Source organism: Acinetobacter sp. YH12099 (genome assembly GCF_013419195.1).
In the GTDB taxonomy this organism is placed as follows: domain Bacteria; phylum Pseudomonadota; class Gammaproteobacteria; order Pseudomonadales; family Moraxellaceae; genus Acinetobacter; species Acinetobacter towneri.
In genome coordinates this window covers 193339-215224 of sequence record NZ_VPAP01000001.1, presented here as the reverse complement: position 1 = coordinate 215224, position 21886 = coordinate 193339, and the positions used below count along the sequence as shown (strand labels likewise).

The window sequence follows — 21886 nt, the reverse complement described above, 5'->3', positions numbered from 1 at the left end:
AACAAAGCAGCGCTTTGTTCTTGCTCATGTGGCTAAAACTTTCTCAGATTACGTTATGAAACTTGGCAATAGTCTCGTTATTCCTTGCGTTTCATGCCTAATCTGCTCAGTTTTAGCCTACAGCGCAAGCCATTTATGAAATGTTAACAGCCCCTAGACTTTCTGAATAAACAGGTCACGGTCAAAACGGTATTGCGGGAAAAAGACACCATCTTCGGCACGTTCACCTGCAGCAATCACCATCACTGGAAATTGTTGTTCATTCAGTTTTAAGAGTTTGCGTACCATCGGCTCATCAAAACCTTCCATCATACAGCTATCAAAACCGTGTGCGCGAAGGGCCAAGACCATATTTTCACAAGCGAGTGCAGTGGTTTTACTCGCCCAAAGTTTGGCATCGGCAGGGTTAAATGCAGTTACAGGTAATTGTTTATCTAAACTACGTGCAATTTTGAAAGCGACTTTCTTAAAGTTACCTACTGCGTTTAAGTAGCCAGTCATGTAGTTATAAGGAATAAACTTGTAATATTTTTTGACTGCTGCAGGTGCTTCAGGAAAAGGAAACTCGCTGATGTTCTTTTTTGCCATTTCATCAACACGGTCTGTACGTGCAATACACACGATTAGCTCTGCTGCAGTACGAGCAGCGAGTTGTCCTAAGCAGGCTTTAACCAGTTGTTTTTTCTTGGCAGGATTTTGCACCACGACAAAAGTCCACGGTTGTAAATTAGATGAGTTTGGTGCCAATAAAGCCATATCTAAACAATCATCCAATACTTCCGCAGGAATGGCTTTGTCGGTAAATTTACGCACCGAACGACGGCTTTGAATGACTTTTTTAAAGTTTTCTACATCAATATCTTGTGGTGCAGGTTCAAAATAACGTTCTTTTTTTTCAGCTTTAACATCGGCTGGATTTGGATTAGACATTACAATTTTCCTCAATTTTTTAATGATTGACAGCTCATTGCAGAATATGGGGGCGAATAAAGAAAAAACCACATTCAGCCAAGATGAATGTGGTTTAAAACGTCTAGTTTACTTGAAATGAGTTTAATCGCATTTCAGTTAAACAACGTTTAATTAAATTGGCTGAAATCAGGTTTACGTTTTTGCATAAAGGCCTGCACCGCTTCCATCATTTCTGCTGAGCCGACACGTTGCATAAAAATCTCTGCTTCATGGTCAATCCACGCCACAATCTCATTGACATTATGTTTCATGAGGGCTTTAGATTGTTTAAGTGATGCCAATGGTAAAGCTGCCAATTGTGCTGCTTTTTGTTGCGCCGTTGCATAGACATCGGTTTCAATGCTATTAACTAAATTTGCCGATAATGCCGTTTCGCTATTGAATTTTTGTGCAGTTAGCAACAGTTCAGCCGCTTTGTGATAGCCTGCTTGTTCTACTAGAAGTTTGCTTGATGCACCTTCAGGCGATAAGCCCAAGCTCACAAATGGAATTTGGAATAGGGCAGTATTGTCGCTATATACCAAATCTGCATGTAATAGAATTGTGACACCAATGCCAATTGCCACCCCACGTACAGCTGCAATCAGCGGTTTAGAAAACTTAGCTGCAGATTTTAATAAGATGAATGGAGGGCCTTCGGCAGCAGGTAGTTGTCCTTTAAGTGCAGCAGACTTCATAAAGTCTTGCATGTCATTGCCAGCACTAAAATCTGCATCTGTGCCACGTAAAATTACACAACGTACTGCGTTGGACTGATCTGCTTCATCTAAGGCTTGTGCAATCCACAAATACAATTCACCATACAGCGCGTTTTTTGCTTCTGGTCGGTTGATGGCTAAAGTCAGTACGCCATTGTCTAAATTCGCATTCAAATGTGGGTGAGGTTGTTGAATACAGCTCAGTGTCATCGTACTATCCTTGCTTTGATTGGTTTGAATTTATGGCTCATTATGTCGCAAATTCGCAGCGCTGGCACAACTCATGAGTTCATAAAAAGTTAGTGAATGATGAGATTTGCGTTCCTAATTCAATGTGAAATTTATTTAGAATTTGGGGTTGTTCATTTAAAAAATGAATAAGCAAGGCGGAATCTTAACGTCTATTAATTCTATTTTAGGATTAACCTTCGGTTCGACCTACTTTTGTTTTGGCAAAAGTAGGCAAAACCATTTGTCATCCACGAAACCTGCCCAATTATTGTTTTTGATTTATTATCTTGCAAAAACAATAATGAGTTGATACCACGCAGGTTGTGGATGACATTTCCGCGTATCAGATAGCATCATGTTGTTATCAAAATTAGGATTGGCGTATTTATTATGCAATATACGTTTGATTATTTGGTTTTCATTGGCCGCTTTCAGCCATTTCATTTGGCGCATTTGCAAACCATTCAAATTGCGTTAGCACGTAGTCATTATGTGATTTTGGCATTAGGTTCTGCACAAAATGAGCGCAATTTAAAAAATCCGTTTTTAGCCAAAGAACGTGAGCAGATGATTTTGTCTAACTTTTCACCTGAGATGCAAGAACGGATTAAGTTTGTGCATGTCGTAGATGTCTACAATGATGAAAAATGGCAAAAACTAGTCAAATCTTTAGTCGGTGAATTGATTCAACCGCAAGATCGTGTTGGTTTAATTGGGCATTTTAAAGATGACTCGTCTTATTATTTAAAGTTTTTCCCTGAATGGGAGATGGTAGAATTAGACAGCTTGCAAGATGCCATGTCTGCTACGCCTGCACGTGAGGCTTATTATCGTGGGGAAATACAGCCTAATTTTTTCCCGCAAGGCACAATTGATTTCTTAACCGCATTTCAAAACACGGAAATTTATCGTCAATTACAAGACAAATACCAGCAGCAGGACAGCAGTAATTTGACGGAGTAATCCAGTTTTTAAATGAAAAAGGATGATTGAAAAAGCTTTCAATCATCCAGAACATTGTGTTTTTTTAGAGGCTGAAAATTAAGCCTGTAAAGCGGTTAAATCCGTAAGCACTTGCTCGGCATGTCCTGCAGCTTTGACTTTACGATATTCTTTCAGTAATTGACCTTGATGGAAAATAAAAGTAGAGCGTTCAATGCCCATAACTTTTTTGCCATACATATTTTTTTCTTTAATCACATCAAACAACTGACACAATACTTCTTCTTTATCGCTAATCAAGTTGATGCCTAAAGATTGTTTTTCGGTAAAGTTTTGATGGGCTTTGACTGAGTCGCGCGAAATGCCAATGATGGTGGTATTAAGCGCATCAAATTGTGGCTTTAGCGCAGTAAAATCGACAGCTTGTGTGGTGCAGCCTGGGGTAGAATCTTTCGGGTAAAAATACACCACTAACCAATCTGTACCAAGTTCGGTTAAATTGACTTCGCCTGTGGTTGCAGGAAAATCTTGATTTGGTAATTGAATTGTCGTGCTCATATTTTTCTCCAAAATCATGCACATAAAAAACTAGCCACATAAAGTGGCTAGTTGAAATTGTTAAGAAAAATTATTTTTTCTCAGCCGCTTTCATTGCTTCTTCAGTTAAGGTTTTTAATTTACCTGTAAGCTGAGGACCAAAACAAGTTTGCAAATCTTTATTTTGCTTTTGTACAAAAGCTAAAGTCGCAGGGCTCTTTTTCTGGTTAATTGCGCTTTGAATTTCCCATTTTTGAGCGTTGGTTAATTTACCATCTGCTTCTACTGCACAAGTACAATATTTGCTTACTTCAGCTGTAGTCAGTTTTTTGCCTTTTGCAGTTTCTTCTTTACAAACATTAATTAAAGCTGCTTTTACATTGGTGCTTTTATATGCTTGTTGCAACTTGTCATTATTTGCGTGTGTCGTTGTTGCGAATAATGCAGCAACAGACATAATCGCAGAAACTATAATGTTTGATTTCAAATTTTTCATACACTTTACCTTGTTATGACGGTATATAACGCGTTGGGTCTGCAACACCAGCATCGGCAAAACCTTGTTTGCGTAAGCGACAGCTGTCACATTTACCACAAGCACGTCCTTGGTCATCTGCTTGGTAGCAAGAAACCGTTTGACTATAGTCTACGCCATGTTCAATACCTAAGCGAATAATATTTGCTTTGGATAAATGTAACAAAGGTGTCTCAAATTTTAACGGTTTGCCTTCTACGCCAACTTTGGTTGCCAAGCGTGCCATATTGGCAAAAGCATCAATAAATTCAGGACGACAGTCAGGATAGCCCGAATAATCTACCGCATTAATACCAATCACAATTGCTTCTGCATCAAAAACTTCGGCAGCTGCCAAAGCATAAGACAGGAAGATGGTATTACGCGCAGGCACATAAGTCACAGGAATACCTTCTTGCTCATGATCAGGTACTTCAATGCTGTGATCGGTCAGGGCAGAACCGCCCAAGTTGCCTAAATCAATATTAATCACACGATGCTCAATGCCTGCATTTTTAGTCAAGGCACGTGCAGCATCTAGCTCTGTAGTCGAGCGTTGACCATACATAAAACTAAGTGCAATACATTCATAACGCGCTTGTGCCCATGCCAAACACGTGGTTGAGTCTAATCCACCAGATAACAATACAATGGCACGAGGGCGCATAATTGAACTCCAAATTTTAAAATATAGCGATAGAACTTGAGCAAAAGTGTGAAGATTGACGTCAATACGAATGGGGGATTCGTGAGGAGATTAACGACCTGTTTCATCATTCCAAAGCAATTTATGTAATTGCAATTGGAAACGAACAGGGAGATGGTCGGCTAAAATCCACTGTGCCAAATCACGTGCAAGTTGTGGCAAGGCGACTGCACCTTTTTCGACAGCAAATGCAGGGGAGAACCACACTGTATCGACTTTTTTATGCAACTGATATTGCTCAACTTGCTGCTTCGCCCAAAGATAATCGTCATGATTACAAATCACAAATTTGATTTGATCATGTGGGTTTAAAAAATCTAAATTTGATAATAAGTTGCGTGACATTTCACCCGATGCAGGGGTTTTTAAATCCAGCACCTTCGACACACGGTTATCCACTTTAGAAATATCTAAAGCTCCACTGGTTTCCAAAGACACTTCACAACCTAAATCTGCCAAGCGTTGCATGAGTGGCAGTGCATTCGGTTGAGCCAGAGGTTCACCACCTGTCACACATACATACGGTGTTTTAAAATCTAGCGTGGTTTGGATGATGTCATCTAAAGATTGACGTTCGCCACCTTCAAAAGAATAGGTGGTATCGCAGTAATGACAACGCAATGGACAACCCGTTAAACGAATAAACACGGTTGGCAAGCCTGATGTATTGGCTTCGCCCTGCAACGAATAGAAAATCTCCGTAATGCGTAAACCCGCAGACGGATCAGAAACAGGAATAGCGGAAGATCGGAGGGTATTCATAAAATTCATCACAGTATGTAAAAAAACAAAAATCCCTACGGTCATTGCTGGCCGTAGAGATGGAGAAAACTAAAAAAAGTTTAGTCTTCGCGTAATAAGTCGTTCAAACTGGTTTTTGCACGGGTTTTCGCATCTACTTTCTTCACAATGATAGCAGCATACAAGCTATAAGTGCCACATTTAGAAGGCAGGTTGCCAGAAACTACCACCGAACCTGCAGGTACACGACCATAATGGATTTCGCCAGTTTCACGGTCATAAATTTTGGTCGATTGACCAATATAAACGCCCATAGAAATGACAGAACCTTCTTCCACAATCACGCCTTCAACAATTTCAGAACGTGCGCCAATGAAGCAGTTATCTTCAATAATAGTTGGGTTTGCTTGAAGTGGCTCAAGTACACCACCAATACCTACACCACCCGATAAATGCACGTTTTTACCAATTTGTGCACATGAACCTACAGTTGCCCATGTATCAACCATGGTGCCTTCATCTACATAAGCGCCAATATTGACATAAGATGGCATTAACACCACATTTTTGGCTTGGAATGAACCTTTACGTGCAACTGCTGGCGGTACAACACGCACACCTGCTTGTTTGAATTGCTCGTCAGTCCAACCTGTAAATTTCGTGTCTACTTTGTCGTAGAAACGCAAATCACAAGATTCAATTGGCTTGTTATCATTGAGTTTAAAAGATAACAAAACTGCCTTTTTTAACCATTGGTGAACGATCCACTCACCATTAATTTTTTCAGCAACGCGTAATGTGCCGTTATCTAAACCTGCAATTGCTTGTTCAACTGCCTGACGAATTTCAGCGGGACAATCTGCAGCGCTGAAATTAGCGCGGTCTTCAAATGCTTGTTCAATGATTGTTGAAAGCTGAGACATCGATGTTCTTACCAGAAAAAAATTTCCGAAGATTTTACACTATATTGAGTGAGGAATAGATAAAAATTGGAACAGATTGGAATTTATCCTTGGCAAAATAAAACAAGTTAAGTTGAGCGCTAAATTGTTGAAGTTTTGAAAATAAATGCTTTTGCAATAAACAATAAGAATAAATTTGTATCAAAAAATAACAAAAACGGGGTGAATTTTGCATAAAAGCTGAGCGCAACATGCTCTATAGTTTTCTCATGACAAAACGAATGAAAATTCAAAAAGTTTTAGTTTGAGGAGAAACACAATGAAAACTTTACATACAATTTTAGCCGCTTCGGTATTGGCAGCAGTTGCAGGTTCTGCAATGGCAGATACAGCCGTGGTAAAAGATGGTTATGCGTTTGATCGTAACCAACTCATTCCAACAGGCGTACGTGCTGAAGTCGGTACGACAGGTTATGGTGGTGCCTTACTATGGACTGCAAACCCGTATGTGGGCTTAGCTCTTGGTTATAACGGTGGCGATATTTCTTGGTCGGATGACTTATCTATTAATGGTACTAAGTACGATATGGATATGGACAATAACTTGACCTATTTAAATGCTGAAATTCGTCCATGGGGTGCAAGTCCAAGTAAATGGGCACAAGGCGTTTATGTTGCAGCAGGTGTTGGCTATATTGACAATGAATACGGTTTAGATAAGCAAAATAAAAATGCTCAAGGTACTATTCATGTAAATGATGTTGCATACACAGGTTTAGGTGGGGTGAAAGGTAAACTCGCTTATGAAAATGACATTGCGCCATATCTAGGTTTAGGTTTTGCTCCAAAGATTAACAATAATTGGGGTGTATTTGGTGAAGTTGGTGCGTTCTATACAGGCAATCCGACTGTTAATTTAAGTGAATATGGTAATTTATCTAATGCAGTTGCTAGTTCTCCAAGTATTTCAGAGTCAGTACGTGCGGAAGAACAAAAAATCCGTAACGATGACAAATACGAATGGATGCCAGTCGCGAAACTAGGTGTCAGTTACCACTGGTAATATCCATTAGTTTTAGCTAAACCTTAAAAAACGAGCTTCGGCTCGTTTTTTTATGGACTAAAAACGGTGTGCAAGTTTGAGATGATAAATCCAAGCATCCCGTTCTTCGAGTTGTGAAAAGTGTGAGCTTTGTGAAAGCAAAGAAGACCCTTGTTCATTCTTTGGTTAATTAAAGTACAGATAATGAATACCGCTAATCACAAAAGTTTTAGGGGTGAAATTATAAATAAGGCCAGTACCTAAACCTAAATAACCATCTACAGGGTTGAAGCTGGAAGCTGGGTTTCCTGCACCTGAGTCCCACAATCCTTCAACAGCAGTGATCCATTTGGGTGACCATTGATGCGCTAAACCCAAACGTACCGACCACTGATTTTTTTGGTAATCAATCAGATTTAAATTCATATTGGGTACTTGCTGTAGCATTGCAGCATATTGTGTGGGTTGAATTTCAAAATCTTGCCAATTCCCCCATCTTAAGGATGCATAGAGAAAATTTTGGGCAGGTAAACCTGTTTGAAAATCTAGATTAATCGATTCTGGTGTTTGAATAGTAGTCGCATGCTGTGGTGCAATCTGAGTCCCCCAAAAACTTTCTCTTGCCTTGGTGTGGTGCTTTATTTTAGAACGATAGGTAATAGCAGTAGTGAAAGCATATTCAGGAAGCTGATAGCTGACACCTGTCAGCCAGCCCCATGCGTGATCTTTAGGGAAATGCACAGCATAATCAACATAAAAATTTTCGACGTGTGTACCAATTTTGAGATTCCCTGAAAAGGATTGGTAGCTGACACCAGTAAACAGATTCCAGTTTGCATTTGGTTGATAGCCAACCACTGCAGTCATGTTGTTTGAATCGAATTCAACGTCTGCAATTTCTGAAGAGGGGTGAGTCGTTTTGAACTGATAATCCACATCCGTAAAAAAAGGTTGGTCAAATAATAATGCGACCGAAACTTGTGGATGCGGTTGTAGTTTTAAGGCGGCTTGAAAGTAGTGTTGATTGTTCACCATATCGCCTGTAGAAAACTCTGGACTCCCTAGAGATGAAACAGGTTGCACTTTTCCTGAAACATTCGGGTTGACTTGCAGCACAGACACTTCTGCATAATTGCCTTTTTCAAAGAAAGCTTGAATGGATTGATTGCTGCGTTCTAAGCCTGCAGCACAAACATGACCGATGGGCAGCACGTAGAATAACGCAGTATAAATGTGATATTTCATGTTACGCCCTTGGTCGAAATTATAGAATCGTATTTAAAATTGAATCGTATTTTTTATTTTAGATTCTATATTATTCATGGTTTTTATAAAATATAAATCATTATTTCAATTATTTGCTGCACAAAAAGATAAATCAATTTCATGGCAAAGTGATGAAACATAAGCACGTCAATTTACGTACTTATGTTGATCTGATTTGGCTTATTCTTCAGGATAGGCGATACGTTTTAAAGCTTTAATATCGGCATTCGGGGCACATAAAGAAATAAACTCATAGCCGTAACCACGTAGTAAGTGTCCTTTGCGAACCGCAATCCACGTGGTGTTTACTCCAAAAATATCGGTCTGGATTTGTTTTAGGCGGTAATCACGTTCTGCATCGTATGCCACATTGTTCACCACACCTACGCCCATGCCCAATTCAACATAGGTTTTAATGACATCTGCATCGAGTGCAGACATGACGATATTGACATCAATTCCTGCATCGGTAAATGCTTTGTCAATTTTAGAACGTCCCGTAAAGCCGCCGTGATAAGTGATGATTGGATATTCTGCCAAATCGGTCAGGCTGATCTCAGTTTTACTGGCTAAAGGATGATCTTGTGGGGTAATAATGCTGTGACACCAGTCATAATAAGGCACACTTGCTAAGTTCTCTTCAGTGGTTAGAGATTCAGTTGCAATACCAATATCGGCTTCACCTTGCAGCAGCATTTCGGCAATTTCTACAGGGCTGGCTTGTTGCAAAATCAAATGTACTTTAGGGAATTCTTTTTTAAACAAATTCACAATAGGCGGCAGCACATAACGCGCTTGGGTATGTGTAGTCGCAATGGTGAGCGTGCCTTCATCGACTTTATTAAAGTCATCGGCAAGGCGTTTAATGTTATCTGCATCAACCAACATGCGTTCGACAATACTCAGCAAAGCTTGTCCTGGCTCGGTTAAACCTAATAGACGTTTGCCTTTGCGCACAAAAAGCTGCACACCAAGTTCATCTTCAAGGTCTTTAATGTGCTTACTCACGCCCGATTGAGAAGTGTATAGTGCCGCAGACGCTTCGGTTAAATTAAAGTTTTGCCGAACGGTTTCTCTAATAATTCTAAGTTGTTGGAAGTTCATAGTGGTGCAACCCTAAAAAGGATGGAGCGGGTTAGGCTCCATCTTGATGTCCTTATGCGACTTGATTTTCAAATAAATGTAAAGTGGTTACACTTAACCAAACCGTTTGATTTGGGCGGAATTGGTGCAGTTTCGCTCCATCTGCAGTGAGTGCAATTTCAATTAAATTCCCTTGGCGATCTTGCAATTCTGCAACTACTTTACCAGCAATCCAAACCTCACGTAAGAAGGTCGCTTGAATGGTATTTTCCTGTGGTTGGGCATGAATATGCAACTCATCTGGACGCGCAAATGCAATCACTTTGCCTTGTGGTGCATTCGGTTGATTGAGAAGTTGTACGCGATCTTCACCAATTTGCACAACCCCTTGATGATGTTGTCCTTCAAAACGGTTGGCTTGACCTAAGAAGTCAAATACAAACGGAGTTGCAGGCTGTTCATACACTTCACGCGGTGAACCAATTTGTTCGACATTACCTTTGTTCATGACAATAATTTGATCGGCAACTTCGAGTGCTTCTTCCTGATCGTGGGTCACGAAAATTGAAGTGATGTGTAATTCATCATGCAAAGTTCTTAACCAACGACGTAATTCTTTACGCACTTTGGCATCAAGCGCACCAAAAGGTTCATCCAATAACAATACGCGTGGTTCTACCGCTAAGGCACGTGCCAAAGCAATACGTTGACGTTGTCCACCCGATAATTGTGCAGGATAACGGTCTGCTAAAAAGCTTAACTGTACCAAGTCGAGTAAACGCATAACACGCTTTTTAATCTCGGCTTCTGAAGGTCGGGTTGCACGTGGACGTACCCGTAAACCAAATGCGATATTGTCAAATACGGTCATGTGGCGGAATAGGGCATAGTGTTGGAAAACGAATCCAACTTGACGTTCGCGCACATGCACATCGGTTGCATCCTGACCCTCTAATATCACTTGCCCACGATCTGCCGACTCTAATCCTGCAATAATACGCAACAAGGTGGTTTTACCACAGCCTGAAGGCCCAAGCAGCGCCACCAGTTGGCCATCTGGAAAATCGAGGGAGATGTCTTTAAGTGCATGGAATGCACCAAAATTTTTTTCAATATTTTTAACTTGAATACTCATGCGGTCATTCCTTAAGAAACAGTTGAATCTTCATTGCGTTGGTTTTGCTTTTCTTGGCGAATTTCAACCCAAGTTTTTAAAATCAGGGTCACAATCGCGAGAAGTGCCAAGAGAGAGGACACCGCAAACGCAGCACTAAAGGTATATTCGTTATAGAGAATTTCGACGTGCAGCGGTAGGGTGTTGGTTTCTCCGCGAATATGCCCCGATACCACAGATACCGCGCCAAACTCACCCATTGCGCGGGCATTACACAGAATCACGCCGTAAATTAAACCCCATTTTATATTTGGCAAAGTGACTTTCCAGAAGGTCTGCCAACCCGATGCACCTAATACAATCGCAGCTTCTTCTTCCTCTGTGCCTTGCGCTTCCATTAAAGGAATCAATTCACGCGCCACAAAAGGTACAGTAATGAAGATGGTGGCAATCACAATTGCAGGTACGGCATATAAAACTTTGATGTCGTGTTCCATCAACCAGCCGCCCATCCAACCTTGTGTACCAAAAATCAGGACTAGCATTAAACCTGCAATGACCGGAGAAACTGAAAAAGGCATATCAATTAAGGTGGTGAGAATCGACTTACCACGGAAATTGAATTTCGCCACTGACCACGCTGCGGCAATACCAAATACCACGTTTAAAGGTACGGCAATGGCTGCAGTGAGTAAGGTTAATTTCACTGCCGATAAAGTGTCAGGATGCACCAATGCTTGGGCATAGACACCAATGCCTTGTTTAAACGCTTCGACAAAAACCAAAATCAGCGGCAAAATCAGACAGCTTAAGAAGAAAATGAAGGCAATTGCAATCAGGGTATAGCGTACCCAAGTCGGTTCACGTGTTGCATCGCGTGATTGTAGTTTTTCAGCCAAAGCATTGCTGTTGGTATTTAAACTCATCGTGCAGTTCTCCCTGTGCGACGACTTGCCCATGCTTGTAATAAGTTAATTAAGAACAGCATGACAAAAGAAATCAGCAACATCACCACAGCAATTGTGGTTGCACCTGCGTAGTCATATTCTTCTAAACGAGAAATAATCATTAAGGGTGCAATTTCAGTTTTAAATGGTTGGTTACCTGCAATGAAAATCACCGAGCCATATTCACCCACGCCACGCGCAAATGCGAGGGCAAAACCTGTAATCAGTGCAGGCAATAAAATAGGGAAAATCACTTTGGTGACAATTTGAAAGCGGTTAGCCCCTAGCGCAGATGCTGCTTCTTCCAACTCGGTTTCTAAGTCACTGAGTACGGGTTGCACGGTACGCACAACAAATGGAATACCAATAAAAATCAGGGCAAGGGTAATCCCGATAGGGGTATACGCGACTTTAATGCCTAATGGTTCTAAATATTGTCCAATCCAGCCAGTCGGTGCGTATAAAGAAGTCAGGGCAATACCCGCAACTGCAGTAGGCAATGCAAAAGGTAAATCGACCAAAGAATCTATAATACGTTTGCCCGGAAAGCTGTATCGTACCAAACACCATGCCAATAATAAGCCGAAGACGACATTAATAAAGGCTGCAATGAGCGCAGCGCTAAAACTGAGTTGCAAAGATTTTTGGATACGTTCTGAACTTAAAATTTCCCATAAACCATCCCAACCGATACCCAGCGATTTAATAAATACAGCCGATAAGGGAATAAGAACAATTAAGGATAAATACGCTAGGGTAAAGCCTAGAGAAAGACCAAATCCTGGCAGCACTTTGGATCGCTGCGACATGATGACTCCTCAAAAGAGAGAATGAGTGTTTGAAAACAAACAGATAAAAGTAAAAGATAAATTCGGCACAAGCATAATTTGCGAAGATTAAATTGCAAATTTGAATAAATACTTGTTGTTATCAGAAATACTGATATGTGATTGCATATTTTCTGCAATCAAATAATCATAAATTTCAGGAAATGCCCCAAAGCCTGATGCAACATTAATATGACCCACTTGTCCTAAATTAATCGGTGTTAATTGCCATGCTTGGGCAAGTGCCTGTGCATCTGCAAAACTTAGCCACGGGTCATTTTCACTGATCAATAAGCGTGTCGGTACAGCCAATTTAAGTTGCTGAAAATAAGCCGAATAATTGCTTTGGCTGTGTTGTGCAAAACCAGATTCACCAAAACGGGCAGGGTTAGCAGGTGCAACCAAAACCACATTTTTTATTTTCGCCTGCAGTTCAGGGTGCTGCGCCAATGCTGCCACTGTGGTCAGACAACCAAAACTGTGCGCCACAATTTGAATGTCGTCCTGAATCGGGGCAACTGTTTTGACAAATTCAGCAACCCAGTTCTGTAAAATTGGGCTATTCCAGTCTGACTGTTGTACACGCGAGCAAGACATGAGTTGTCGTTGTAACCAAGATTGCCAGTGCGCATATTCACTGCCACCTACACCTGGAACAATTACGGTATGAATCATGTCGATGCTCCTTCGCATATTTCAGCCTGAAATAATGATCTGAATAACGCTTGAATATGAATTGAACCCATCATTTTCAGCTTTGGCTGTGATCACTTGGATTCAAAACTCAGTAAGATAATGCTGTAAAATTCATGTTTTAAATAATCTGCAACAAGGATAACTAGAGTTTCTATGCAAAAAAAATAATTAAAAATGAATTTTATATGAATAAAAGAGATATATGTGAATCAGGTAAAAATGCGTTTGTGAAAACACCCGCATTTTTCAATTTGGGTGTTTTCAGCTAGCGCTTTGGTATGATTTACCTTTCGGAGTATTATTTGGTTTGGTTGGCTTTGACAATCTGATCGAAAATGCCATCATTTTCAAAGTGTTGCTTCTGAACTTTGCTCCATCCACCAAACTCTTGATCAATAGTCACCAACTTCAATGGTTTAAATTGCGACTTATATTGTGCCAACACCGTAGCATTACGTGGTCGGTAATAATTCTTCGCAGCAATGTTTTGACCCGCAGGCGAATAGAGATAGTTTAAATAGGCTTTGGCTAAGTGTTGATTGCCATCTTTTTGCACATTTTTCTCTACAATCGCCACAGGCGGTTCAGCCAAAATAGATAGAGAAGGTGTGATGATCTCAAATTTACCCGGTTGTTCACGCACGGCTAAATAGGCTTCATTTTCCCAAGCTAACAAAACATCACCAATGCCACGTTCTGCAAAAGTGGTGGTTGAGCCACGTGCGCCTGAATCCAATACTTTGGTTTGTTTATAAATTTGGCGAACAAACTCTTGCGCTTTAGCATCATTGCCCGCAGGTTGATGTTTTGCCCATGCCCACGCTGCCAAATAGTTCCAGCGTGCACCGCCAGATGTTTTGGGATTTGGGGTAATGATTTCTACTCCTGGTTTGATCAAATCACCCCAATCTTGAATCGCTTTCGGATTGCCTTTACGCACTAAAAATACAATTGTGGATGTGTAAGGGGTCGAGTTGTGCGGAAATTTCTTTTGCCAGTCTTTGGGTAATAGACCACGTTTGGCAATTTCATCAATATCGGCAGCCAGCGCCAAAGTCACGACATCGGCACCCAAACCATCAATTACCGCACGTGCCTGTTTGCCCGAACCGCCATGTGATTGTTTAAAGTTAATGTTTTGCCCCGTGGCTTTTTTCCAGTACGCACCAAAATCTTTGTTAAAGTTATCGTATAATTCACGGGTTGGATCGTAGGAAACATTCAGAAAGTCTTTTGCAGAAACGCTCAAGGTTGTTGCCGAAAGTACTGCCGCCAGTAGTCCAATTTTCAGTTTTGTAAAGTTCATGTTTGACCTCAGGTATTAAATCTGTTGCTGAATGAGGCAAGCATATCGGTAGTCTATTTGCTGAAAAAATAATTTAAAATGCGGTGAATATCAGTAAATGATAAATATAAATTTCTTCATTGTTTTCTATATTTAGAGATAAATAACGAGTACTTCTTCCATGCAGTGTTATAAAAATGCCAAGCCTACCGAGCAGATTCATGTGTTAGATCGCGCGTTTCATTATGGTGATGGATGCTTTAGCACTGCACGTTTTCGCCAAAATCAAATTGAATTATTTGACCGCCATTTGGCGCGTTTGCAATATGCCAATCGCCAACTTTCTTTAAATGCCAATCTTGAGTTAATCACTGAAACGCTGACAATTTTAAAGCAGGCGCATGGCGAGTTAAATGGTACTTTGAAGATTGTTTTAAGTCGTGGTGTGGGGCAGCGTGGCTACAGCTTGCCTGATCATCCTGCCGATGTTTGGGTGTTTTTCTATCCACAAGTACAAGCGGCTTTAGATACGGCATATCATTATGACATCATTCAAAGTGGCATCTTGGCACAAGCGATTGGACTAAGCATGCCGAATTTAGTTGGGCTGAAAAGTCTAAACCGACTTGAACAGGTATTGCTCAAACAAGAAGCCGATCAAAAAGGCTGGACAGAAGCTTTGGTTACTGATGTACAGGGCAGTGTGGTTGAAGGTGTGAGTAGTAATTGTTTCATTCGTATAAACAATACATGGATTACCCCGCAACTTGGTTATAATGGCGTGCACGGTGTCATGCGGGCAGAAATTTTATCGCGCATGCAACAACAGAATTTGCATTGTGAACAGCGTGATGTTCATGTTTCGGAAATTGCGCAGATTCAAAGTCTGTTTTTCTGTAATGCCTTAACGCCCATGAAAATTGTCAGCCATTTAGGGCAGCAGGTTTTAGATGTGCAGCCGTGTGTGGAACTATTTAAGCAACTTCAACTGAATCAGATTCATTCTTATGTCTAAGCGTCCATCAAAATCTAAAAAGAAAACCAAACCTATATGGTCTAAGCGTGCTATTCAGGGTGCGCTTATTTTTGTACTCGGACTGTTTTTGGTCATTGGCATGATCTTATGGTCAAGCTTATTTAAAGATTATCCTATTGAAGGCAAAAAACAATTATTGGCAATTAATGATGGTGATACCTATTCACGCTTTATTGATCGTTTGGCAGAACAAGATCATGTGAATTTTCCAATTGTTTTAAAGCTCTATCAACGGGTGATGATTCACGACAGCATGAAAAAAGGCGTGTATGAAGTTCGTCAGGGTATGAGTGTACGTCAGGTTATGGAAATGATCGCCAATGCTGAAAATGCACAAATGAACCGTATTTTGGTGATCGAAGGCACGACTTTTAAACAATTGATTGATGCGTTAAAGAAAGATGAGTTAGTCACCAAAGAAGTGTCGCATTTGCCATATGATCAAATGCTAAAAGCTTTAAATATTCCTTTTACACATCCCGAAGGTTTATTTGCGCCGAATACTTATTTCTTTGCCAAAGGTGAAACTGACCGTAAAATTTTAACCGATTTATATCAGCGTCAAATGAAATCATTGGATGATGCTTGGAATAATCGTGCAGCAGATTTGCCCTATAAAAATAAATATGAAGCTTTAATCATGGCATCTATTATTGAAAAAGAAACCAATGTTGATGCTGAATTAGAGCAGGTTTCGGGTGTGTTTGTACGTCGTTTAAAACTGGGGATGCGTTTACAGACTGACCCAACCGTGATTTATGGTATGGGAGAGCGTTATCAGGGCAATATTACCCGTCAGGATTTACGCACTCCAACGCCATACAACACCTATACCATGAGTGGTTTAACGCCAACGCCAATTGCATTGCCAAGTCAAAAAGCCATTGAAGCGGCGATGCATCCAGATCAATCTGACAACATTTATTTTGTGGCGACAGGTAACGGTGGGCATAAATTTAGCACCAATTTGCAAGATCATAACCGTGCCGTACAGGAATATTTAAACGTACTGCGCATGAAAAAATCAGGGGAATAAGCATGTTTATCAGTTTTGAAGGTACTGAAGGGGTAGGCAAAACTACACTTATTCGCCGTATTCATGATTATTTTACTGCACAAGGTCAGTCGGTGGTTTTAACCCGTGAACCGGGTGGAACCCCTATGGCAGAGCAAATTCGTGCTTTGTTGCTCGAGGTCAACCATGAAGAAAAAATGTGTTCAGACACTGAGTTATTGTTGATGTATGCAGCGCGTGCACAGCATTTAGATCGGGTGATTTTACCTGCGTTGGCTGCAGGAAAAACTGTACTGTGTGACCGTTTTAGTGATGCGAGTTTTGCTTATCAGTGTGCAGGACGTGGTTTGAGTGAAAGCAAGTTGCAGACTTTAAATAATAACTTTGTGGCACGTATGCCTGACTTAACTTTCTGGCTGGATGCACCGATTGAACTGGGTATGACCCGTGCACGGGCACGTGGTGAACTTGATCGTTTTGAACAAGAGAAAGCAACTTTCTTTGAGAAAGTAAGAGGTGGCTATCAAACTTTGTGGGAGCGACACCCTGAGCGAGTGAAGCGCTTAGATGCAACACAAAGCCCCGATCAAGTATTTGCACAGGCGATGCACTATTTGCAAGCTAAGGCATAACAAACAAAGGTATAACAAGCCAATGGGTCATGGTTATGCATTTGATTGAATGGAAAAATCTTCTATAGTGGAAATGCTTTAGAAGATTTTTTTATTTAAATAATAGCGAATAGTAAATATGACCAAAGACGAAATTATTGAATTTTTAAAAGTTGAGTTTCCGCAAAGTTTGGAAAAATGTGAAATTGTATCCATCACCCCACGTGGGGCATTGGTGAATTATCACATCGATGAACGTGATTTACGTCCAGGCGGCACAGTATCGGGGCCGACCATGATGACCGTTGCAGACTATGCACTTTATATCGCCATTTTAGGCGAATTAGGTTTGGTGGCTTTGGCGGTGACCAGTAATTTAAACATCAACTTTTTACGCAAGCCCGCAGCAGGCCGTAATTTACGTGGTGAATGTCGCTTAATGAAAGTAGGGAAAAACCTCGTGGTCGGTGAGGTTTGGGTATATTCCGAAGGTGTAGATGATGCCGTGGCGCATGTCACAGGGACGTATTCGATTCCACAGATTGGCTGAGAATAAAGTCAGCTTTATCTTAATTTTAGTTACTTATATTTACCATGTGGTTACATATGTACACATACCACATGAAAATCAGGGTTTTATTGGTTAAAAAATAATCACAAATATTTCATTTTATGTTTTTCATATAGATCAAATCTGCTTTTGTCTAAGCTAGCAACCCGTAAGTAATAAAACAAGGGAGCTAAATGCTTAAATTTAAGAACAATATTGTTCATGGAGCAATCTTTGATATGGATGGAACAATGTTTGATACTGAACGATTACGGTTTCAAACATTGAAGCAGGCATCTCAGGAGCTCATTGGCGTTGAATTTTCAGACGTATACCTCATGCAATGTTTGGGTTTGAGTGCAAAGAGCGCTGAACAACTGGCTCAAGCAGAATATGGTGCAGACATTCCTTACCGTGAGATCCGTCAGCGTGCTGATGAACTAGAACTAGAAAGTGTGCGCAATTTTGGTGTGCCCATTAAAAAAGGTTTGTTGCAGGTATTAGAGCGGTTACGAAAGTCTGGCTTGAGAATGGCGGTTGCTACGTCTAGTCGTCGTGCCATTGCCGAAGAATATTTGATTAATGCCAATGTCTATAAGTTTTTTGATGTATTAGTTTGTGGCGATGAGGTGCAACAGGGCAAGCCACATCCTGAAATTTTTATAACAGCCGCACAAAAAATTAATCTAGAACCCAGCGAATGTTTCATGCTGGAAGATTCTGAAAATGGAATCAAATCTGCACATGCAGCGGGTGGCATAACCATACTATTTCGGGATATCAAAAAACCTAATGCTAATATGTTGTTACTCACGCAGCATTATTACGCAAGTATGCAAGCTTATTTAGATGACTTAAATCAAGTTATTCCTGTATTGGAAATGCCGAGTTTACAAGAGGCCTTCCCGCAAACTTTAAATCAGTTGAGTGTGGGGATTCATGGTTTTGGTGCAATAGGTGGGGGCTATTTGGCCCAAATTTTATCGCACTGGGATGGCTATACCCGTCCTAAACGTATTTATGCTTCTACACGGAATACCTTATATCGTTCTGCAGTAAACGCCTTTGGAACGTATTCAATTCGTTATGGACAATGTTCTTATGATGAACGAATTGAAAATATGCACATCATTGATGCGGAGAACTTGCAGCAGATGCAGCAAATGTATGTGGAGTCGAGCCTAATTGCATTATGTTTGCCTGAACATGCTTTACAGCAAGAGGCTAAAGTAATTGCGCAGGGCTTATATGCCCGTTTTATAGCGCAAGTTGAACTCTATCAGCCTTTAACTATTTTGGTAATTTTAAATAAAGTTGGGGCAAAACAGCTCTTGATGACGCATATTCATCAGGCGTTAGAGGCGTTGTTGGATCCCGATACGGCAGCCAAAATTATGGAGCAGCATTATTTTTGCGATACTGTCGTAAATAGAATGGTCTCTAAATTAAGCGATCAAAACTTATATCGCCAATTACGCATCAAGTATAATATTTTTAAGCAATTTCAGTTGGATGACGAAGCAGAGCCAATTGAAATTGAAGACAATACTCGATTGCAGCCTGAGCAAGAGCGTCAAGCCACCTTATATGTAGAAGATTTAAGACGCAATTTTCAGCCCAGTCACATTTTGCAAAGTATGGATTTAATTTTATTTCATGCTGAAAGTGACATGCCTATTTATGTGGAAAATGCCAGTCCATTATTGCAACACATGCGTCAAATGATTTTGGTAGATGATATTGCCGAAATCCAACTCATTAAAAATCGTTTATGGAATGGTGTACATGCCATGATGGCTTGGTTATCCAGTTTAATAGGGCATAACAGTATTGGTGTCGCAATGGCAGACCCATTGGTTGCAGATTTTACCCGCGCTGTTTCGGCACAAGTAGCGTTGGGATTAGCTGCACAGTTGCCGCATCGTCAGCAAAACTTAAAGCATCTGGCACAGAGCTTTCTGGACTCATGTGAACATGCCTATAAAGACCCGTGTCAGCGTGTGGCACGTGACCCTTTGCGTAAACTCTCAGCCAATGAACGGGTGATGGGTGCTTTGATTTATCATCTGCAGCATGATTTAGCTGCAAATTATGTGCAGAAAGGAGTGGTGTTGGGCTATCTGTATGCAATTAAAATGCAGCAGTTGGGGGCTCAAGCAGCATTACAGCATTTGTCAAAACAATTGCAAAATGCGCCTATAGACGAACAGACACGGCAGCAATTGCAGTACATAATTAGCCACCAATTACAGCAACTATTGGCTGGTCAAGTTCGCTTAGAAGCATTTATTCAAGATGGTACTCAAGTTGCAGCCGTAATCTAAAACTCAACTTGATGAATTCTTGGGGGGAGGTTTAGTAAGTTAACGTCATCATATTCAAAATGATAAAATATCGAATCGTGTTATGGAACACGATTCGGTGCTTTCTTGCATTAGAATTCAAATGCACTTTATTCACAGATACTTTTATGCAAATGCTGTTGTGTAACAAGCAATCAGATCACTCATTCACCAATGGAGTTTCCACTTGGAAATTTGGTGGAATGAGCACAGTTTTACGCAATTCAGGCGCAAGCTCTGGATAATCTAGCGTGAAGTGTAAACCACGTGATTCTTTGCGTTGCATGGCACAGCGCACAATCATTTCAGAAACCAGAACCAAATTACGCAGCTCAATCAAGTTTTTACTGACTTGATAGTCCTGATAATACTCGGTGATTTCACGTTTTAGCATTTCAATACGGTGTAAGGCACGCTCTAAACGCTTAGTGGTGCGTACAATGCCGACATAGTTCCACATGGTTGCACGTAGCTCATCCCAGTTTTGTAAAATCACCACATCTTCGTCAGGGTTCGTCACTTGCGAATCATCCCAAGCAGGAACTTCAGGCGAGCTATAATCTGCAGTGTAATGGGCTTCAATATGTTTGGCGGCAGCCATTCCATAGACAAAACATTCTAAAAGAGAGTTACTTGCCATACGGTTAGCGCCATGCAAACCTGTATAAGAAGTTTCACCAATCGCATATAAACCTGCAATATCGGTTTGACTATGTTCATCCACCATTACTCCGCCACAAGTGTAGTGGGCAGCAGGTACAACAGGAATCATATCGGTAGTGATATCAATGCCCAATTCCAGTAAACGTGCATACAGCGTTGGGAAGTGTTCTTTCACAAATTCTGCAGGTTTATGGGTGATGTCTAACCACACATGACGAATACCTAAGCGTTTGATTTCATAGTCAATCGCACGTGCTACAATGTCACGTGGCGCCAATTCTGCACGCTCATCAAAACGCAGCATAAAACGCTCACCATCGGGTAAACGCAAATATGCACCTTCACCACGCATGGCTTCAGTAATTAAAAACGAACGTGCTTGGGGATGATACAAACAGGTCGGGTGGAATTGATTAAACTCCATATTTGCCACACGGCAACCTGCACGGTATGCCATGGCCATACCATCACCTGTGGCAATGTCTGGGTTAGATGTATATAGATAGGCTTTCATTGCACCACCGCAGGCAAGTGCGGTAAACGGAGCAAGGAAGCTATGCACTTTTTGTGTTTTTTCATCTAGTGCATATAAGCCTAAAGTGCGATTGCTTTCATTTAAACCTAATTTTTGCGAGGTAATTAGGTCAATCGCAATAAAATTTTCAAAAATGGTGATGTTTTGCTGTTCTTGGACACGTTGTACTAAAGTGGTCGAAATTGCGCGTCCTGTTGCATCGGCTGCATGAATAATACGTCGCTGTGAGTGACCGCCTTCACGGGTTAAGTGCAACTGTTCTTGTTCATCTAAAGTAAATTGAACACCTTGTCTCAGCAGAAAATCTACCGAAGGTTTGCCGCCTTCTACGGTTTGTTTGACGGCATCCATTTCACATAAATGCGCACCTGCAATCATAGTGTCATCTATGTGTTGTTCAATTGAATCTGTTTCATCAAGCACTGCCGCGACACCGCCTTGCGCATAGAAGGTGCTGGCTTCAGTGAGGGTAGATTTCGCCAAAACGGCAATATTGAAATGCTGGGGTAATGAGAGCGCTAAACTCAAACCTGCACCACCACTTCCCACAATAATCACATCAAATTGATGTGTTGTGTTTAAATTAGGCATGTCCATCAGCTAATTTGAAAAAAGTTGGATAATGACACCC

At 40.9% G+C, this 21886-nt stretch carries 22 protein-coding genes; 7 read left to right on the top strand and 15 right to left on the bottom strand.

The window, feature by feature from the left end; genetic code table 11:
* Positions 1-153: 153 nt before the first annotated feature.
* Positions 154-930, bottom strand: coding sequence for a nitroreductase family protein (locus FTU39_RS01055; RefSeq protein WP_180051612.1), 777 nt, complete (start codon positions 928-930; stop codon positions 154-156).
* A gap of 149 nt (positions 931-1079) precedes the next feature.
* Positions 1080-1880: an enoyl-CoA hydratase-related protein gene (locus tag FTU39_RS01050; protein ID WP_096901116.1), complete on the bottom strand. Its 801-nt coding sequence runs from the start codon at positions 1878-1880 to the stop codon at positions 1080-1082.
* Positions 1881-2291: 411 nt separating this feature from the next.
* On the opposite strand from FTU39_RS01050, the gene FTU39_RS01045 reads away from it, so the two are divergent.
* Positions 2292-2864 carry a nicotinate-nicotinamide nucleotide adenylyltransferase gene (locus FTU39_RS01045; RefSeq protein WP_096901115.1) on the top strand — a complete coding sequence of 191 codons (573 nt, stop codon included), beginning with the start codon at positions 2292-2294 and terminating at the stop codon, positions 2862-2864.
* A gap of 78 nt (positions 2865-2942) precedes the next feature.
* Here the strand turns inward: FTU39_RS01045 and FTU39_RS01040 are convergent, their stop codons facing one another.
* The 5 genes from FTU39_RS01040 to dapD all read right to left on the bottom strand — a co-directional run bounded on the left by FTU39_RS01040 (position 2943) and on the right by dapD (position 6264).
* Positions 2943-3401, bottom strand: coding sequence for a peroxiredoxin (locus FTU39_RS01040; protein WP_180051611.1), 459 nt, complete (start codon positions 3399-3401; stop codon positions 2943-2945).
* A 70-nt stretch (positions 3402-3471) separates the two neighbouring features.
* Positions 3472-3876 carry a hypothetical protein gene (locus tag FTU39_RS01035; RefSeq protein WP_004971768.1) on the bottom strand — a complete coding sequence of 135 codons (405 nt, stop codon included), beginning with the start codon at positions 3874-3876 and terminating at the stop codon, positions 3472-3474.
* Between the two features lie 13 nt (positions 3877-3889).
* Positions 3890-4561, bottom strand: a complete 672-nt coding sequence (gene queC / locus FTU39_RS01030) for a 7-cyano-7-deazaguanine synthase QueC (RefSeq protein WP_136144778.1) — start codon at positions 4559-4561, stop codon at positions 3890-3892.
* A 90-nt stretch (positions 4562-4651) separates the two neighbouring features.
* Positions 4652-5362, bottom strand: coding sequence for a 7-carboxy-7-deazaguanine synthase QueE (gene queE / locus FTU39_RS01025; RefSeq protein WP_179989039.1), 711 nt, complete (start codon positions 5360-5362; stop codon positions 4652-4654).
* Between the two features lie 80 nt (positions 5363-5442).
* Complete coding sequence (dapD, locus tag FTU39_RS01020) at positions 5443-6264, bottom strand: 2,3,4,5-tetrahydropyridine-2,6-dicarboxylate N-succinyltransferase (protein ID WP_004971762.1); 822 nt, start codon at positions 6262-6264, stop codon at positions 5443-5445.
* Between the two features lie 298 nt (positions 6265-6562).
* Between dapD and carO the strand changes: the two genes are divergently transcribed.
* The gene (gene carO / locus FTU39_RS01015; protein ID WP_180051610.1) at positions 6563-7306 is read left to right on the top strand and encodes an ornithine uptake porin CarO; all 744 of its coding nucleotides are present in this window, start codon (positions 6563-6565) and stop codon (positions 7304-7306) included.
* A gap of 165 nt (positions 7307-7471) precedes the next feature.
* Here the strand turns inward: carO and FTU39_RS01010 are convergent, their stop codons facing one another.
* The 7 genes from FTU39_RS01010 to FTU39_RS00980 form a co-directional block, all read right to left on the bottom strand.
* Positions 7472-8530, bottom strand: a complete 1059-nt coding sequence (locus tag FTU39_RS01010; RefSeq protein ID WP_257224378.1) for an outer membrane transporter family protein — start codon at positions 8528-8530, stop codon at positions 7472-7474.
* Between the two features lie 201 nt (positions 8531-8731).
* Entirely contained in the window at positions 8732-9655 is a 924-nt protein-coding gene (locus FTU39_RS01005) for a CysB family HTH-type transcriptional regulator (protein ID WP_178318841.1), read from the bottom strand.
* 52 nt (positions 9656-9707) lie between these two features.
* Complete coding sequence (locus tag FTU39_RS01000; RefSeq protein WP_180051609.1) at positions 9708-10769, bottom strand: sulfate/molybdate ABC transporter ATP-binding protein; 1062 nt, start codon at positions 10767-10769, stop codon at positions 9708-9710.
* 11 nt (positions 10770-10780) lie between these two features.
* Positions 10781-11674, bottom strand: coding sequence for a sulfate ABC transporter permease subunit CysW (gene cysW / locus FTU39_RS00995; RefSeq protein ID WP_096901108.1), 894 nt, complete (start codon positions 11672-11674; stop codon positions 10781-10783).
* The gene (gene cysT, locus FTU39_RS00990) at positions 11671-12504 is read right to left on the bottom strand and encodes a sulfate ABC transporter permease subunit CysT (RefSeq protein WP_004971748.1); all 834 of its coding nucleotides are present in this window, start codon (positions 12502-12504) and stop codon (positions 11671-11673) included. The genes cysW and cysT overlap by 4 nt, the downstream gene beginning before the upstream one ends.
* An 87-nt stretch (positions 12505-12591) precedes the next feature.
* Entirely contained in the window at positions 12592-13197 is a 606-nt protein-coding gene (locus tag FTU39_RS00985; protein WP_178865643.1) for an alpha/beta hydrolase, read from the bottom strand.
* 319 nt (positions 13198-13516) lie between these two features.
* The gene (locus tag FTU39_RS00980; RefSeq protein ID WP_180051608.1) at positions 13517-14524 is read right to left on the bottom strand and encodes a sulfate ABC transporter substrate-binding protein; all 1008 of its coding nucleotides are present in this window, start codon (positions 14522-14524) and stop codon (positions 13517-13519) included.
* A 160-nt stretch (positions 14525-14684) separates the two neighbouring features.
* Here FTU39_RS00980 and pabC point away from each other — a divergent pair, with 160 nt between their 5' ends.
* The 5 genes from pabC to mtlD all read left to right on the top strand — a co-directional run bounded on the left by pabC (position 14685) and on the right by mtlD (position 20039).
* Positions 14685-15518: an aminodeoxychorismate lyase gene (pabC, locus tag FTU39_RS00975; RefSeq protein WP_004971738.1), complete on the top strand. Its 834-nt coding sequence runs from the start codon at positions 14685-14687 to the stop codon at positions 15516-15518.
* A complete protein-coding gene (mltG, locus tag FTU39_RS00970; RefSeq protein ID WP_178865640.1) occupies positions 15511-16575 on the top strand; it encodes an endolytic transglycosylase MltG in 1065 nt (354 codons plus the stop codon). Before pabC ends, mltG begins: the two co-directional genes overlap by 8 nt.
* A gap of 2 nt (positions 16576-16577) precedes the next feature.
* Complete coding sequence (gene tmk / locus FTU39_RS00965; protein WP_131261157.1) at positions 16578-17186, top strand: dTMP kinase; 609 nt, start codon at positions 16578-16580, stop codon at positions 17184-17186.
* Between the two features lie 118 nt (positions 17187-17304).
* Entirely contained in the window at positions 17305-17715 is a 411-nt protein-coding gene (locus FTU39_RS00960) for a PaaI family thioesterase (protein WP_096901103.1), read from the top strand.
* Between the two features lie 194 nt (positions 17716-17909).
* The gene (mtlD, locus tag FTU39_RS00955) at positions 17910-20039 is read left to right on the top strand and encodes a bifunctional mannitol-1-phosphate dehydrogenase/phosphatase (protein ID WP_154320891.1); all 2130 of its coding nucleotides are present in this window, start codon (positions 17910-17912) and stop codon (positions 20037-20039) included.
* 178 nt (positions 20040-20217) lie between these two features.
* Here the strand turns inward: mtlD and nadB are convergent, their stop codons facing one another.
* Positions 20218-21852: an L-aspartate oxidase gene (gene nadB, locus FTU39_RS00950; protein ID WP_154320890.1), complete on the bottom strand. Its 1635-nt coding sequence runs from the start codon at positions 21850-21852 to the stop codon at positions 20218-20220.
* Between the last annotated feature and the right edge of the window lie 34 nt (positions 21853-21886).

Bases quoted from the DNA above. Each gene is read 5' to 3' on its own strand.
- FTU39_RS01055 (WP_180051612.1), bottom strand. From the start codon at position 930: ATGTCTAATCCAAATCCAGCCGATGTTAAAGCTGAAAAAAAAGAACGT.
- dapD (WP_004971762.1), bottom strand. From the start codon at position 6,264: ATGTCTCAGCTTTCAACAATCATTGAACAAGCATTTGAAGACCGCGCT.
- FTU39_RS01045 (WP_096901115.1), top strand. From the start codon at position 2,292: ATGCAATATACGTTTGATTATTTGGTTTTCATTGGCCGCTTTCAGCCA.
- FTU39_RS00985 (WP_178865643.1), bottom strand. From the start codon at position 13,197: ATGATTCATACCGTAATTGTTCCAGGTGTAGGTGGCAGTGAATATGCG.
- cysW (WP_096901108.1), bottom strand. From the start codon at position 11,674: ATGAGTTTAAATACCAACAGCAATGCTTTGGCTGAAAAACTACAATCA.
- FTU39_RS00980 (WP_180051608.1), bottom strand. From the start codon at position 14,524: ATGAACTTTACAAAACTGAAAATTGGACTACTGGCGGCAGTACTTTCG.
- FTU39_RS01005 (WP_178318841.1), bottom strand. From the start codon at position 9,655: ATGAACTTCCAACAACTTAGAATTATTAGAGAAACCGTTCGGCAAAAC.
- queC (WP_136144778.1), bottom strand. From the start codon at position 4,561: ATGCGCCCTCGTGCCATTGTATTGTTATCTGGTGGATTAGACTCAACC.
- tmk (WP_131261157.1), top strand. From the start codon at position 16,578: ATGTTTATCAGTTTTGAAGGTACTGAAGGGGTAGGCAAAACTACACTT.
- cysT (WP_004971748.1), bottom strand. From the start codon at position 12,504: ATGTCGCAGCGATCCAAAGTGCTGCCAGGATTTGGTCTTTCTCTAGGC.
- carO (WP_180051610.1), top strand. From the start codon at position 6,563: ATGAAAACTTTACATACAATTTTAGCCGCTTCGGTATTGGCAGCAGTT.
- queE (WP_179989039.1), bottom strand. From the start codon at position 5,362: ATGAATACCCTCCGATCTTCCGCTATTCCTGTTTCTGATCCGTCTGCG.
- nadB (WP_154320890.1), bottom strand. From the start codon at position 21,852: ATGGACATGCCTAATTTAAACACAACACATCAATTTGATGTGATTATT.
- pabC (WP_004971738.1), top strand. From the start codon at position 14,685: ATGCAGTGTTATAAAAATGCCAAGCCTACCGAGCAGATTCATGTGTTA.
- mtlD (WP_154320891.1), top strand. From the start codon at position 17,910: ATGCTTAAATTTAAGAACAATATTGTTCATGGAGCAATCTTTGATATG.
- FTU39_RS01000 (WP_180051609.1), bottom strand. From the start codon at position 10,769: ATGAGTATTCAAGTTAAAAATATTGAAAAAAATTTTGGTGCATTCCAT.
- FTU39_RS01010 (WP_257224378.1), bottom strand. From the start codon at position 8,530: ATGAAATATCACATTTATACTGCGTTATTCTACGTGCTGCCCATCGGT.
- FTU39_RS01035 (WP_004971768.1), bottom strand. From the start codon at position 3,876: ATGAAAAATTTGAAATCAAACATTATAGTTTCTGCGATTATGTCTGTT.
- FTU39_RS01050 (WP_096901116.1), bottom strand. From the start codon at position 1,880: ATGACACTGAGCTGTATTCAACAACCTCACCCACATTTGAATGCGAAT.
- mltG (WP_178865640.1), top strand. From the start codon at position 15,511: ATGTCTAAGCGTCCATCAAAATCTAAAAAGAAAACCAAACCTATATGG.
- FTU39_RS01040 (WP_180051611.1), bottom strand. From the start codon at position 3,401: ATGAGCACGACAATTCAATTACCAAATCAAGATTTTCCTGCAACCACA.
- FTU39_RS00960 (WP_096901103.1), top strand. From the start codon at position 17,305: ATGACCAAAGACGAAATTATTGAATTTTTAAAAGTTGAGTTTCCGCAA.